We start from the raw sequence: 13855 nt of genomic DNA on the forward strand, positions 1-13855 counted from the left end.
ATAGCAAAATGGTGGCAGGAGCAGTCCGTGCGCTCACCATATGCCTAGCCGCGAGGGCTCAGTCCCGGAGCATCACTCTGCTACAGAGTTATAGTTAAACCGATATCTGCGCAGTACATCCGTTGGAACATACTCGTCACCCAAACCATTTCGTCGACCACGTTCGGCAATGAGGTGCAGGTTCTTCCTCGCCCGCGAAGCGATCACGTATAGGAGGCGCTTTGCGCTGTTGCTTCCATCAGTATCCGCAAAATGCGGGACCATGCCTTCCAGCAGCGCATAGGCAATGACCGTATCGTACTCATCCCCTTTGATGCCGTGGATGGTTGATAGGGTGATTCCGGAGCGGTCACGGAAAACACGCCGGAACGCAGCGATCTCCCGGATGAACTGCGTGCCTTCCTTTCTAAGCCGTTCGATCCGGGCGGTAGAGCTCTCGAAGAACGAAACGTACTGATCTTGAAGTGCTGGAAAGGCAGTGAAATCGACGCCGAGTGCGGAAAACAGAGTTCCAAAGTACAGTTCTACGTACTTCAATCCATCGGTCTCGGCCAAGCAAATGTTGTTGGCTTCCCTCAGAAGTCGCTTGGGCGTCATCTCTGCCCTCGACACCCCGGCAGCATCCAGTTCAATGAGGACTTCCTTGGCCCAGCGCAGCCTGCGGACATACAACTCGGGCGATGCGCTGGTCAGTGCGATGCGAGCGAGCTTGTACCAGAAATTGTCGGGGTCTCGGGCGAAAGGCACCATCCCTGGGCCGTCGAACTCGTACTCAGGCAGTCGGTTCACCAGTCGCCGGGTCATGCCTGCCAGGTGCACCCACTGCGGCGCGAGAATGCATATCTCTGAAGGCTCGATCCCCAGTGTGTCGATGTTGTAGCGGATCAGCGCCACTAGTTGGTCTTCCAGGTCATCCTTACTGGTCGTCGCGTTGTAGGTGATGATGCTGGGGTATGCCTTGTGCTTGGACGCGGCCTCTATCGATGAACCGTAGAGGCCGTAATGGCCGAAGTAGTTGATGATGCGTTCCGAGGATCGGTAATTGTAGGTGAGCTCGGCTTCCTTGAAGGCGACACCCGACAGCGCAGCGAATTCCTTGGGGGTGATCGCGAACCCTCCAAGCGACTGGAAGATGGCCTGGTTGGGATCGCCGACAACGAACGCCCTGGTCTGTCCTGCGCCTGCAGCCAGAATCTTGGAGACGATCGAGTACTGGATTTCCTTGGTGTCCTGATACTCGTCGATGAGGATCAAGGGGAAGATGCCGGACAGGAGCTTCGCGATCGACGGGTTCTCCGAGATCAGCTCGTAGGCGTAGTAGAGCATGAGCTCGAAGTCGATCTTCCGGTCCTTCGAGAGCGCACGGAAATAGCCCTCGAGAATCTCATCGATGGCGCCGTGCTTGCGCGAATCGCGGCAGGTCAGCGTGTACCCATCCTTGGTGAAGTAGAAGCCGCAGTCCCAATAGGTCACCTTGGGCGAGCGATAGGGCGCGCACAGATCGGTCAGTAGCTTCTCGGAGTCGTTGGTGCTGGCCACCGAGAATCCGTGCTTCAACTTGTCGTGATAGATCCCATAGGGTCGCAGTATCCATTCCAGGCAGAAGGAGTGGATCGTGCCAATCCAGAGGCGGGACGCATCGACACCCAGTCGCTCGATGCGTCCCTTGATTTCGTCCGCCGCCCGGTGCGTATAAGTGATGGCCACGAGGCATTGCCGCGGCGACTCCAACTTCGACAGTTCTTCGGCAATCTTGAATGTCAGTGTCCTAGTCTTCCCGCTGCCGGGGCACGCGACCAAGAAGACGCTGCCGGCCTCGCGGATGGCCTCCTTTTGCGGCTCATTCAGATCGTGGTTGACCCAAACTGTCACGTTAGCCGACCTTGTTGAGAATCCGATTGATCGGATCGGAGGTGAAGGTCACCAGCATCAGTGCCTTGATTGCGGCCAGGTCCATTTCCCCTGACCTGAACATCGCCAGGGCATCGCGGGCGTCTTGGATGACATCCGGCGTCGACATGCCTGATGTCTCGATGCATGCCAGGCGGAAGCTAAGAATGTGGAACCAGACGTCCGTCGACAGGGCGGGGCGCAGTAAATGGATCGCTTCCACGATGTAGTCAGGGATGATGACCTCGTGATCGATCTGGTTGCCGAGCGCGATGGCGAACCACCCTTTCCCTTCGTAGTTCGCCATCAGCAATGCACGCTTGCCAAAAACGGCGATATCCTTGGACTCTAGCTCGGTCTTGGCTTTCGCTATCGTTGCCGGATCCTTATAGACGCCGGCAATCGTTCCAATGACCCGTTCGGCGTTGCCGGCGTCAACGAAATCGACTTCGAAGGTGTGGGGAGCATAGAAGCACTCGACCCATGGGTTGCCATGGGAGAAGGCGTCCAATGCCGCTTTTCGTGCGAGGCCCTTGGTCTGCGCGCTGGCGCACCTGGACTTGAACTTGGAGAGCGCGGCGTCGTCGGCCGGTGCAGGCGTGGTATCGAAGAAGGTCGCGTCCGAATCGGTGACGATCGCGCATCGCTTCTTGATTCGATCATCGTGGAAAAGCACGGCGACGTTCTGAAATCCCGTACTGCGGATGTTGATCAAACTGATGCCCAGCTCGTCAAGCGTGATGCCAAGCACCTTCTTGACCAATATGGGGATGAGGATCTCCTCGGCGTCACCCTCCACCAGCATGACGCTTTTGGCGAAAAGCAGATTGCTGCGAACCGCGTCCAGGTAGCGCTGGATATTGCCTATGTCTACGGGATCAAGGCCGGTAGTTGGCTGGTAGGTCTCGCACCCCTTGCCAACCCTGCTGAGGATGTTCATGTTCTCGACGTTGCTGGCTTCGGAGATATGGGTGGAATGGGTCGAATAGATGATCTGGGTATCGGCGAAGTTCAGGCGATCGAACAGGGTTTTCTGGATATGGGTGTGGATGTGGGCCTCCGGCTCCTCGATCAGCAGGAAGTTGGCGAATGACTGGTTGGCTTTTTGATACTTGAACTCGAGCAGCTTCAATGTCAGGTAGATCAGATTCGCACCACCGAGGCTGAGCTCGTGAACCGCGCCCTCATAGCCGTTTCCCGTCTCGCCCACGAACAGCTTGAGCGACTGAAAGAGTTTGTCGGCCTCGTCGGAGAGGTCGGATCGGATCGACAGCGACGAAGGCGAATAGGACTCGCCCGCTGCTTCTTTGATAGTGCCAACGATGTCCGAGCGTACCGTCTGGACGTCGTCGAGTCTTTCGATGGCGTCGTTCAGTTCCCTGACCTTCTCAGTTATGGGCAGGAATGTGACGGGATCGATCTCGCCGCTCTTGCGCTTGAGCAGGTTGAGCAGCGGATTGGTTCGATTGTTCTGGAACTCGGCGATGACGTCCCTGAGTGCCTGCACGAAGGTGAAGGAGATCTCTTTCGAGACCGACAACATGACGGAGACACGCGACCCGACCGCGGGGTGGTCAAGTTCCTTGCCGAACTTGGCGCTCTTGAAGTCGCCGACGATCTCGGCATAGGTGACAGGGTCGTTGAAGTCCGCCTCGCTTCTCCCGGTGAAGATGGTCTCGTAGTCCTCGATTGAAATCCCGGAAAGGATGGCGGCCATCCCGTCGCGGTCCCCTTCGGTCAGCTCCGACAGGCGAAGCCGGACATCGACTTTCGGCCGGAAGATAAGGTTGTATGTGGCCTTGGAGACGGCGCCGGCGCCGATGCTGCCGGTGCCATGCAGAAAGAGCGACTGAATGGCCTCGTCTTGCGAGACCTCCTGGAACTCGATGCTGATGATGATCCAGTGGCCCTGCCATTGCTCAAGGCCTCGATGGAAGTCCTTCTCGTCGAGCCGATGCGCTGAGCGCAGAAGGTTGTCGTCCAGCAGAAGTCGGATCGCCCGAAACAGATTGGTTTTCCCAGAGCCGTTCTCGCCGATGATGGTGTTAATACCCTTGTTGAAGATCAGCTTCGCATTGGCGAAATTGCGATAGTTGACGAGGCTGATCTTTGAAATATGCATGATCCGTTCTCTAGTCTATCGAAGTTTCGTGGCGTCTCGGGCGGACAGGCGCCATCCAAGCCTAAAGGTTACGCCTGGCGGCGACTTTACCTGATGGCACGCATTGATGAGCGAATCAGAAATGCGTGCTATCCGCTTAGGGCCGAGGCGCGACAGTCACAGCCTTCAACCCGTAGCAAGGAGCGACCACGCACGCTGGCGTCATGGCGAGCTGAGTGGCACAGTGCGACCCTACAGGGTCAGTATTCCCCGCTGGAATTCATCGAACACAAAACTCAAGGAACTCACATGGCACTGGATCTGAAGGGCTTCAACCACGTCCAGCTGCACGAGCTGATTGCAAAGGCCAGGCAGCGCGAGGTTGATCTGCGCAAGGAAAAGCTCGATGACCTTCGCGAGCGCATTGCGGCACTTCTCACGAAGGATGGCCTCACCCACGCCGACGTGTTTCCTAAGAGATCGTTAACAAATTAGGTATGCACTTCTATGCAGGCTTGATGGTGTAGTTCCAGTCGCCGTGGAAGGCGTTGCGGTCGATGGGAATGGCGGCGAAGTCGGCGTCCGAGACACCCACCCCCTTGGGATAGAGGCCGGCGTCGAGTTCGGCGTGCACGGTCAAGCCGCTGCGCGTGCGGGTGTTGGCGATCAGATTCACGATGACCTCATGGCTGATCAAGGGGCGGCCGCGCCAGTTCATGGTGATGAACGAGAACAGGCGGTGCTCAATCTTGTTCCACTTGCTGGTGCCTGGCGGGAAGTGGCAGACGTGGATGGTCAACCCCGTCTCCTGCGCGAGGCGACTCAACTCCAGCTTCCACAGGCGCACCCGATGCCCGTTGCTGCCGCCCCCATCGGCGGTAATGGTCAGTTGCCGGGCCTCGGGGTAAAGCGGGCAGCCCATGGCAAACCACCAACGCCGGATCGTCTGCACCGCAAACGCCGAGGTGTCGTGATCGGTGCCCACGCTCACCCAACCCGCGTCCGCCCCGATGTCATACACCCCGTAGGGATTGGCGCGCCCCAGGTCGGGATCCACAAAGTCGTGCACCTTGACCTGTACCGGTTCGCCGCTGGGGTGCCACTCGCGCCCGTTGTTTTTGTACGGCCCCACCAACTCCTTCTTCTTCGTGTCCACCGAGATCGCCGGTTGCCCCGCCTCCAGGGCTGCACTCACCGTGGCATTGATGAACTCGAACTGGGCGTTGCGATCCGGGCTCTGATGCCCCTCAATGACCTTGGCGTTGCCTTGCAAGCTGTAGCCCTGGGCCTTGAGCAGCCGCCCTACCACGACGTGGCTCACCACGTGGCCGCGCGCCTGGAGTTCATCGGCCAGCACCCGCAAACTCTTGCAACTCCATAGCAAGGGAGATTGCGGATCGCCGCGCGTCGCCGGGCAGACCAGGTCGAGTAACTCGGGCACCAGCGTGCTGTCCTTCTCGGCAAGCCTTTTGCGCCCTGCGCCAGGAGCTCGCACCCGAGCCCCTGCGTTTCCATCTCCCGGGGCCGCATCCCCGCGCGTAGCAAGCGCCCCAACCTCCTGCAGCCCGGAGAGCACCGTACGACGCGAGACCCCCGTCGCCGCCGCGACATGGGAGATGCCGCCGCGCCCCAGCACCAGCGCCTCGACGCCCACAAACAGTCGGCGCTGGCGCTCATCAAGCACTCCGCGCAGAACCTCCCATCGCCGCTTGATCGTGGATTTGCGTGCGCCGGAGCATCGTGATCGCTGAACCGAGGCGATGAATCACACCTTCGCGTTTTGCGGTGATCAGGTCACCGAAATCGCGCGCAAGATGCGCTCTTCCGCCAGCCTGAGCGGATCATCGCAAATCACACGAAGTCGCTTGCCCGACTTTTGCGGGAGCTTTGCCGCAGGATCAGCATCGAGCATCATGAGATGGGCTCGCATCTTCTTGATGGGGTACATGTAACACGATCCATCCAGGTACACGCGCTGCCAGTAGATTCGGTCAAGGCACGCGAACAGATGCTCCCAGCGGTATCGCAGTGGCCAGTGGGTGTAAAGGACTCTGGGCAAGATGTCGAACGCGCAGGCCGAAGGTAGGTGGTGTTGCGGATCGTCCTCAAGCATCTCACCCTTCCGCGCCAGACAGAGCAGCACGATGAGGGCATCGAGCGAGTACTGATTGCGGATGGCCAGCGTTTGATCGCGTTCCGGCAGCGTATGGCAAAACCGGCCCATGATGTCCGGGACCGAATTGAAAAACAGGATGCGCCTGATCGGTTTTGGTGATGTTTCCAACAGTCGGTGGATTCGTTGCATAGGTGGCGGCTCGGGCGCCAAAAGCTCCCACAACGGCAAGTCCCGCCAGAAGCCCAACCGGACGCTGCCGCCCGAGCGTTCAATCACGCGCGCAGCCGTTTCATCGCTCGGAAGTGCCCTACCTTGGCGCCAGCGCCGGTATTTGTTGGAAATCGACGGGTCGCCATCACGTCCATAGGGCCTACGGCCATCGACGCGCCACTCCAGTTCCTTCGGCGAATCCGTGCCGAAATGCGCGGCCAGCGCTGCGTAGCACGCCGCTCCGCGAACCCGCTTCACTTCTTTTTTGTGGCCAACCCAGCCGTCAGTGGGCGGTAGCGGAGCCTGGAATCCGATAGGCATTCCCCATCGTTGCGGAAATGTCCGCCGTTGTCACGCTGGGTCTTGGTTGTGCGGGGGTGTATCGCTTTGGACGTGACCCGTACACTTTGCACGCGCGGAGGTGAAACCCCATCATCGGCGCAACCAGCCCAGTCCGCGATGGTCCCGCCGATGGTTTCACTGATGTGCCCGCGCCCGGTCGATGTCTGTCATTCCACAGCGCTTGAGTCCTACGAGGTGTTCGAAGCGCGGCTGATCCGCGCACTGGGCGCCACGGTCGGTGGCGGTGGGTTATCGCGGGCGCTGGGGTACCCCACGCAGGATGCGTTCCGGAAAGCCCACCAGCGCGGGCGGGTACCGATCGCGACCTTCGAAGTCAGGGGACGCCGAGGGCGTTTTGCGATGGTGGTCGACATCGCCGCGTGGCTGTGGCGCGAGCGCGATGAACACTGCCGCCCCAGCACGACGATTCGAGGAGGTGCACCTTGAACCTATGATCTGAACGTCACGGCTGTTTTTTAGGCGCAAAAACGAGAACGCCTCGGAGTTCACTAGGCTCCAAGGCGTCCGGGTATTGCCGCTTACTGTGTCTGCAATACTCCCCGACTCCCCAGTCGATGTCAAGCCCTTCGGCCGTTCCGGCCCGGGTCGCCTGTTCCCCCAATCCTGGTCCGCCGGAGCTGCAGCCGCTCCCTGGGTGGTGGGCCGTCTTGGGAGTTTTTCTATGAACGATTTGCGGACGGCCATCCGGCTGGCGCTTTCGACGTCCCTCAGTAACCGGGAAATCGGACGGCAGCTGCGCGTGGCCTACAACACTATCCGGCGTTACCGTCAGGTCGCCGAGGCCAACCACTATCAACTCGACGCGTTACTCGAACTGGATGACGCGGCGCTGCAGGCCAAGTTCGGCAAGCGCACGCCGAGCGGCGCGATCAAGCGCCTGCCCGACTGGACGTACATTCACCGCGAACTGCAGCGCAAAGGCGTGACACGTACGCTGCTTTGGCTGGAGTACAAGGAGGAGGAGCCCGCCACGGCCTACGAGATGAGCCGGTTCAACGAACTCTATGTGGCGTGGGCCGGTCGGCATGCGCTGTCAATGCGTCAGCAGTACGAACCGGGCGAGCGCGGCTTCGTGGATTTCTCCGGAACACGGATGCAGTGGGTCGATCCGGCCACCGGCGAAATCCACGTCGTGGAAATTTTCGTGGCGACGGCGGGTGTGGCCGGGTTGCTGTTCGCACTGGGCGTTCCCTCACAGAAGCAGGAGCACTGGATTCGCGCGCACAGCGAGTGGTACGAAGCGCTGGGCGGCGTGCCGAAGATCACGGTGCCGGACAACCTCAAATCCGCCGTGCTGAAGGCCGGCCGAGACGCAATATTGAACCCGGCCTACCTCGACATGGCCGAACATTACGGCACGTTGCTGCTACCGGCGCGTGCGCGACGCCCCAGGGACAAACCCACGGTAGAGGGAGCTGTGCTGATCTTCCTGCGCTGGGGAATCGCTCGACTGCGCAACCGCGTATTCCATTCCTTGGCCGAGCTCAATGCGGCGATCGCCGAATGCGTGGACATCGTCAATAACAGGGTGATGCGCCACTACCAGCAGAGCCGACGCGAGCGGTTCGAAGCGATCGACCGGCCGGCATTGCTGCCGCTGCCGCGGCGCTACGAGTACGGGGATTGGTTCGGGCCCTTGCACGTGCCGCCGGATTACCACATCAGCGTCAAGGGGCATTTCTACTCGGTGCCGTATCGGCTGGTGCAGCAGGAGGTTTACGCGCGTTCTACGCCAACCACGGTCGAGATCCTGTGTGGCAGGAAGCGGGTCGCTTCGCACGTCCGTTCCGAAGTCGTCGGTGGCAAGACCACCGATCGGGAGCACATGCCGGAACACCACCGAGCATGGGCCGACCACACGCCGGACCGTTACCTGCAGTGGGCGCAAAGTGTAGGGCCCCAAGCGTTGGCGGTGGTGCAAAAGCTCCTCACCGACGCGCGTCATCCGGCGGGCGCGCTGAACGCCTGCGCCGGGTTGCAAAAGTTGTCTCGCACGCACGGTCAGGAACGGTTTGAGCTTGCGTGCGCGAAGGCGCTGGCGATCCAGTCGCCAACCCTGAAGAGCATCCGGTCGATCCTGCAAAATCATCTGGAAAGCGTATCCGACGCGAAAACCGCGAGCCGCCTCCCGCCGCACGAGAACTTGCGCGGTGCCGCCTACTACGGAAATCAGGAGGCAGGCCATGCTGGTTAACCAGACCCACCAATCCCTGCAGACCTTGCGCCTGCCCGGCATGGCGCAGGCGTATCAGGATCAGTTGAACAACCCCGCGGTGCAGTCGATGGGTTTCGATGATCGTCTCGGCCTGCTGGTCGATGCCGAACTGGCCCAGCGCGAAAACCGCCGTGTCAGTCGGCTGCTCAAGGCCGCCAGGCTGAAGATCCCCAACGCCTGCCCGGAAGACATCGACTTCTCCGCCCGGCGTGGCCTCGACAAACGGCAGGTCATGGACCTCTTGACCTGCCAGTGGATCCCGCGTGGCCAGCATTTAGTGATCACCGGCGCGACTGGCACCGGCAAGACCTGGCTGAGCTGCGCCTTGGGCTTGGAGGCGGTGCGCAAGGGCTATCCGGTGTGGTATCAGCGCTTGCCGCGACTGTTGGAGGACATGGAAGTTGCGCATGCCGACGGCAGCTTGCCGGCGTTGCGGACCAAACTCGCCAAGGCGCGTCTGCTGATCCTCGACGACTGGGGTGTCGCACCGGTCGGCGATCGCGGGCGGCAGGATTTGCTCGAAGTGATCGACGACCGGGTTCCAGGCGGATCGGTGCTGATCACTTCGCAGTTGCCGACCAGGGCCTGGTATGACTACCTGGGCGAACCTACCATCGCCGACGCCGTGCTCGACCGTCTGTTGCACAACAACCACGTCCTTGAACTCAAGGGTGACTCGATGCGACGCAAGAACGGCCGATCCTCCGAAACGTGACGGGCGCTGATCACTGGTCCCGGGAATATGCCGGGACCGGTCAACGTGATCGACTTGCCGAGGCGTATCAGGGTGGCACTTTGTGGGATATGGCGAAATACGCACAGAGGCTCTACGACAAAGTTGACTGCGTGCCGCACGGGATCGGGCTGTAGTAGCAGGAAGGCCCAAATCCTCGGCTGATGGGTACCAACTGAACAAGGTTACCGCGAGAAATCAGAGTATGATTGAATCATACACGCCGGAGATTGCGAGATGCGCTCCACCCAACAATTCAGCATCACGCTGCCGAACGAGATGGCTGATGCCGTGAAGGCCAAGGTCGCCGGCGGCGAGTACGCCACCGAAAGCGAAGTGATCCGCGAAGGCCTGCGCAGCTTGATGGCGCGAGACCGGGCCATTGAGCGATGGCTGCGCACAGAAGTCGTGGCCGCTTACGACGAACTCAGGGCCGATCCGTCGAAGGCGCTCACCCCGGACCAGGTACGCGCGGCGCTCGCGGAAGCTCGCAACCGGCGTGTCGCGCGCGGATGACGTACACCGTCACGTTGTCACCGAAGGCTCGTGACCAGCTCATCGCGTTGAATGCTTACATTGCCGAAGCCGCTTCGCCGCAAATCGCAGATCGGTACACGGATGCCATCGCGGAGTTTTGCTTCTCGCTCGCCACGTTCCCGGAACGCGGCACGCGTCGTGACGATATTCGTTCGGGTGTACGTGTGACCAACTACCGCAAGCGGGCTGTGATCGCGTTTGCCGTCGACACCCGTACCAAACAGGTGTCCATCCTCGGCGTGTTCTACGGCGGGCAGGACTACGCGTCTGCGCTACCTGATGTCATTGACGACGGCGGCACTTGATCCGCAGCGTGCGGCCAGCCCTATGGTCAGTTTCCGCATTGGCCCCAAGGCGACATTCGATGTACGAATCCCATTGCCGCGAAGCAGCTGTTGCGGTAGCCGCATCGAAACTTATACAGCGCCCTCGATACGGTTTGCACGACGTTGACGGATTCGCGCTCGCATCCGGTCGAGGTACAGGTACACGACGGGCGTGGTGTACAGCGTCAGCAGTTGGCTGAGAATCAGGCCGCCGATGATCGTGATACCGAGTGGGCGGCGGAGCGCCGATCCAGTGCCACTCCCTGCCGCGAGCGCAACGCCGGCAAGCAAGGCTGCGGTCGTGGTCATGAGAATCGGGCGGAATCGCAGCAGGCAGGCCTCGCGAATGGCCTGCAAGGGGGCCTGCCCGCGTTCGCGTTCGGCAACGATCGCGAAGTCGACCAACATGATGCCGTTCTTCTCGACGATGCCGATCAACAGGATCAAGCCGATCATGCCGATCACCGACAGGTCCATGTGCACCGCGTAAAGCGCGAGCAGTGCGCCGAGACTCGCCGACGGCAGCGTCGACAGGATCGTCAGCGGGTAAATGAAGTCCTCGTACAGGATGCCCAGCACGATGTAGACGGCCAGCAGGGACAGCACGACCATGAACGGCATGCTGGCGAGTGATTTCTGGAACGCGCCGGCGTTGCCGGTGAACGTGCCGGACACGCTCTCGGGCAGGTGGATATCGCGCGCGGCTTGCCGGATAGCGGTCACCGCCTGTCCAAGCGATGCCCCCGGGACGAGATTGAACGACAGGTTCACGGCCGGAAACTGGCCCTGGTGGACGATGGAAAGCGGACCTGTGGTGTCGGTATTGATGGTTACGAACGTGGACAGCGGGACGGTTGCGCCCGTCGTCGTGGACGTCACATACAGATCGTTGAGCGACGTTAGACGATGGAGCTGAGTCGGCGTCACTTCGAGGATCAGCGGGTAGGTACTGACCTGCGTGAAGTACTGGCTGATCTGGCGCTGGCCATAGGCGTCGTCCAACGTGTTGTCGATGGCGTCGACGGACACTCCGAGGCTCGCAGCCTTGGCCCGGTTGATGTCGACGGTGAGTTGGGGGGCGGAATCCTGCAGGTCGCTCGCGACGCCCTCGATCTCGGGCAGCTTGCGCATTGCAGCAAGCATACTGCCCGACCAATGCCGCAGTTGGTCGAAGTCGGCGTCCTGCAGCGTGAACTGGAAATTGCCCCGCGACGTACGCCCACCGACGGTGATGTCCTGGGTCGCATGCATGTGCAGCGTCGCGTCGTTCACATCGTGCAGCGCGTGCTGCAACCGCTCGATGATGCGCGGCGCCAAAAGGCTGCGCTCGGATCGTGGTTTCAGGACGATGAAGTAGCGCGCGGTGTTCTGGGTTTGCGCAAACCCGTTGCCGCCGGTGCTGCCGGTCCACGAGGCGACTCCCGCCACGGCAGGGTCGCGGCCGACAATGGCGTCGATCTGGCGCTCCAACCTACGCATTTCCCGCGGCGACACGCTTTGCGAAGCATCCGCCAAGGCCCCAATGAGACCGGTGTCCTGCACAGGGAAGAACCCTTTGGGAATGGACCATGCCAGGATCAGTGTCAGCGCCACGGTCGCGAGGAACGCGGCGAGCATCCAACGCGCGTGCGTCAGCGCCAAGTCAAGGGTTTTTCGATAGCCGGCCGTCAACCACTCGAAGCCAGTTTCGATCCGGCGATACCACACGCCATGTGAGCTGCGCACCGGTTGGATCCAGCGCGCACATAGCATCGGCGCGAGAGTCAGTGACACGACGGCCGAGACCACGACCGCAGCAACCACCGTGAACGCGAACTCGCGAAACAGGCGCCCGACGATGCCGCTCATGAACGCGATCGGCAGCAGTACGGCCACCAGCGACAGGCTCATCGAGAGCACGGTGAACCCGATCTCGCGCGCGCCGTTCAAGGCAGCAGCACGCGGCGCTTCGCCCGCTTCAATGTGACGGTAGATGTTCTCGATCACCACGATCGCATCGTCCACCACAAATCCCACCGCGATCGTCAGCGCCATCAGCGACAGGTTGTCCAGGCTGAAGCCGAACAGCCACATCAGCGCGAATGCCCCGAGCAGTACCACCGCGATCGTGATTCCGGGAATCACGGTCGCCCGGAGGTTGCGCAGGAACAACGCCACGACCATCACCACCAGCACGATGGTGAGTCCGAGCGTGAACTCGACATCGCGCACCGACGCCCGGATGGTGGTCGTGCGGTCCAGCACGGTCTGGACGTCCACGCCCGCAGGGAGATTGGCAGTCAGCTCCGGCAACCGCGCCTTGATCCGGTCCACGGTATCGATGACGTTGGCACCGGGCTGGCGGTAGATCGTCAGCAGGATCGCGGGCTGGCCGTTGTAATACGCTGCCGCGGTGCGATCGGCCGCGGCGGAAATGGCGCGTCCCACGTCTTCGACGCGAACCGGCGCACCATTCCGATAGGCGATGACCACCTGCTGGAATTTTTGCGCCTCGGTGAGTTGGTCGTTGGCGGCAATCGCGAAACCCGTCGTCGCGGTATCGAGCGCGCCCTTGGCGGCATCGGTGCTGGCCGCAACCAACGCCTGCCGCACCTGCTCAAGGGTCAAACCCAGCGACGCGAGCTTGGCGGGGTTGACCTGCACCCGGATGGACGGTTGCTGTTCGCCGCCAAGGGCTACTTGGGCCACTCCCGATACCTGCGAAATCGAGCGCGCGAGGAGGTTGTCGACGTCGTCATCGACTGTGGTGAGCGGCAGCAAGCGTGAGGTCGCGGCCAAGATCAGGATCGGAGCGTCGGCGGGGTTGAGCTTTTTCCACGTTGGCGGAGTCGTCATCGTGGTGGGCAGCGACTTGCTGGCAGCGGTCAGGGCCGCCTGCACGTCCTGCGCAGCCGAGTCGATGTTGCGGTCGAGATCGAACTGGACCGTGATCGACGTCGCACCCTGTGCGCTGAACGAGGTCATGTCGCTGACGCCGGCGATCTGACCGAGCTGGCGTTCCAGCGGCGTGGCCACGGACGCAGCCATCGTTTCGGGGCTGGCGCCGGGCAGCGTTGCCGTCACCTGGATGGTCGGAAAGTCGATCGACGGCAGCGGCGCGACCGGCAGGTGTGGAAACGCAATGAATCCCAGCAACACGATCGCGGCCATCAGCAACGTGGTAGCAACCGGCCTAGTGATGAATGGTGCAGAGAGATTCATGCTGGACGGCGCCTAGCCCGCGAAGCCGGTCGTGCGAGCAACACGCGGGGTGCCACCAAGAAACAGCGTTACTATCGGTAGATTGGATTCCGGCATGGCGTCGTCAAACTCAAAGATCGGTGTAATGTAAGACGATCACGCGGTGATCGTGACTAATTTAGTC

The 13855-nt window shown here is 61.2% G+C and carries 11 protein-coding genes; 6 read left to right on the forward strand and 5 right to left on the reverse strand.

The annotated features are described in order from the left end of the window. Positions 1-72: 72 nt before the first annotated feature. On the reverse strand, positions 73-1872 hold the full coding sequence (locus tag Mschef_RS16900; RefSeq protein ID WP_081130386.1) for a UvrD-helicase domain-containing protein: 1800 nt from the start codon (positions 1870-1872) through the stop codon (positions 73-75). Between the two features lies 1 nt (position 1873). Then, positions 1874-4012: an ATP-dependent nuclease gene (locus tag Mschef_RS16905; RefSeq protein ID WP_081130387.1), complete on the reverse strand. Its 2139-nt coding sequence runs from the start codon at positions 4010-4012 to the stop codon at positions 1874-1876. A gap of 288 nt (positions 4013-4300) precedes the next feature. Between Mschef_RS16905 and Mschef_RS16910 the strand changes: the two genes are divergently transcribed. After that, entirely contained in the window at positions 4301-4486 is a 186-nt protein-coding gene (locus Mschef_RS16910; protein WP_081130388.1) for a hypothetical protein, read from the forward strand. Positions 4487-4496: 10 nt separating this feature from the next. Here the strand turns inward: Mschef_RS16910 and Mschef_RS16915 are convergent, their stop codons facing one another. Continuing rightward, positions 4497-5705: an ISAzo13 family transposase gene (locus Mschef_RS16915; RefSeq protein WP_425480099.1), complete on the reverse strand. Its 1209-nt coding sequence runs from the start codon at positions 5703-5705 to the stop codon at positions 4497-4499. Positions 5706-5780: 75 nt separating this feature from the next. Continuing rightward, positions 5781-6638, reverse strand: coding sequence for a hypothetical protein (locus Mschef_RS17550; RefSeq protein WP_136256464.1), 858 nt, complete (start codon positions 6636-6638; stop codon positions 5781-5783). Between the two features lie 162 nt (positions 6639-6800). On the opposite strand from Mschef_RS17550, the gene Mschef_RS16925 reads away from it, so the two are divergent. From Mschef_RS16925 to Mschef_RS16945, 5 genes are all read left to right on the forward strand, one after another. Next, positions 6801-7106 carry a hypothetical protein gene (locus Mschef_RS16925; RefSeq protein WP_081130391.1) on the forward strand — a complete coding sequence of 102 codons (306 nt, stop codon included), beginning with the start codon at positions 6801-6803 and terminating at the stop codon, positions 7104-7106. Positions 7107-7341: 235 nt separating this feature from the next. Then, positions 7342-8874 (forward strand): IS21 family transposase, encoded by a 1533-nt coding sequence (gene istA, locus Mschef_RS16930; protein ID WP_081130392.1) that lies wholly within the window; start codon positions 7342-7344, stop codon positions 8872-8874. Continuing rightward, positions 8864-9610 carry an IS21-like element helper ATPase IstB gene (gene istB, locus Mschef_RS16935; protein WP_081130393.1) on the forward strand — a complete coding sequence of 249 codons (747 nt, stop codon included), beginning with the start codon at positions 8864-8866 and terminating at the stop codon, positions 9608-9610. Before istA ends, istB begins: the two co-directional genes overlap by 11 nt. 255 nt (positions 9611-9865) lie before the next feature. Continuing rightward, the gene (locus Mschef_RS16940; RefSeq protein WP_081130394.1) at positions 9866-10144 is read left to right on the forward strand and encodes a ribbon-helix-helix domain-containing protein; all 279 of its coding nucleotides are present in this window, start codon (positions 9866-9868) and stop codon (positions 10142-10144) included. Continuing rightward, positions 10141-10470: a type II toxin-antitoxin system RelE/ParE family toxin gene (locus tag Mschef_RS16945; RefSeq protein ID WP_081130395.1), complete on the forward strand. Its 330-nt coding sequence runs from the start codon at positions 10141-10143 to the stop codon at positions 10468-10470. Before Mschef_RS16940 ends, Mschef_RS16945 begins: the two co-directional genes overlap by 4 nt. Before the next feature lie 111 nt (positions 10471-10581). Here the strand turns inward: Mschef_RS16945 and Mschef_RS16950 are convergent, their stop codons facing one another. After that, positions 10582-13692 carry an efflux RND transporter permease subunit gene (locus tag Mschef_RS16950; RefSeq protein WP_081130396.1) on the reverse strand — a complete coding sequence of 1037 codons (3111 nt, stop codon included), beginning with the start codon at positions 13690-13692 and terminating at the stop codon, positions 10582-10584. Positions 13693-13855 lie beyond the last annotated feature (163 nt).

It is taken from the genome of Metallibacterium scheffleri, from assembly GCF_002077135.1.
In the GTDB taxonomy this organism is placed as follows: domain Bacteria; phylum Pseudomonadota; class Gammaproteobacteria; order Xanthomonadales; family Rhodanobacteraceae; genus Metallibacterium; species Metallibacterium scheffleri.

Bases quoted from the DNA above. Each gene is read 5' to 3' on its own strand.
- Mschef_RS16905 (WP_081130387.1), bottom strand. From the start codon at position 4,012: ATGCATATTTCAAAGATCAGCCTCGTCAACTATCGCAATTTCGCCAAT.
- Mschef_RS16910 (WP_081130388.1), top strand. From the start codon at position 4,301: ATGGCACTGGATCTGAAGGGCTTCAACCACGTCCAGCTGCACGAGCTG.
- Mschef_RS17550 (WP_136256464.1), bottom strand. From the start codon at position 6,638: ATGCCTATCGGATTCCAGGCTCCGCTACCGCCCACTGACGGCTGGGTT.
- Mschef_RS16925 (WP_081130391.1), top strand. From the start codon at position 6,801: ATGTGCCCGCGCCCGGTCGATGTCTGTCATTCCACAGCGCTTGAGTCC.
- istA (WP_081130392.1), top strand. From the start codon at position 7,342: ATGAACGATTTGCGGACGGCCATCCGGCTGGCGCTTTCGACGTCCCTC.
- istB (WP_081130393.1), top strand. From the start codon at position 8,864: ATGCTGGTTAACCAGACCCACCAATCCCTGCAGACCTTGCGCCTGCCC.
- Mschef_RS16940 (WP_081130394.1), top strand. From the start codon at position 9,866: ATGCGCTCCACCCAACAATTCAGCATCACGCTGCCGAACGAGATGGCT.
- Mschef_RS16945 (WP_081130395.1), top strand. From the start codon at position 10,141: ATGACGTACACCGTCACGTTGTCACCGAAGGCTCGTGACCAGCTCATC.
- Mschef_RS16950 (WP_081130396.1), bottom strand. From the start codon at position 13,692: ATGAATCTCTCTGCACCATTCATCACTAGGCCGGTTGCTACCACGTTG.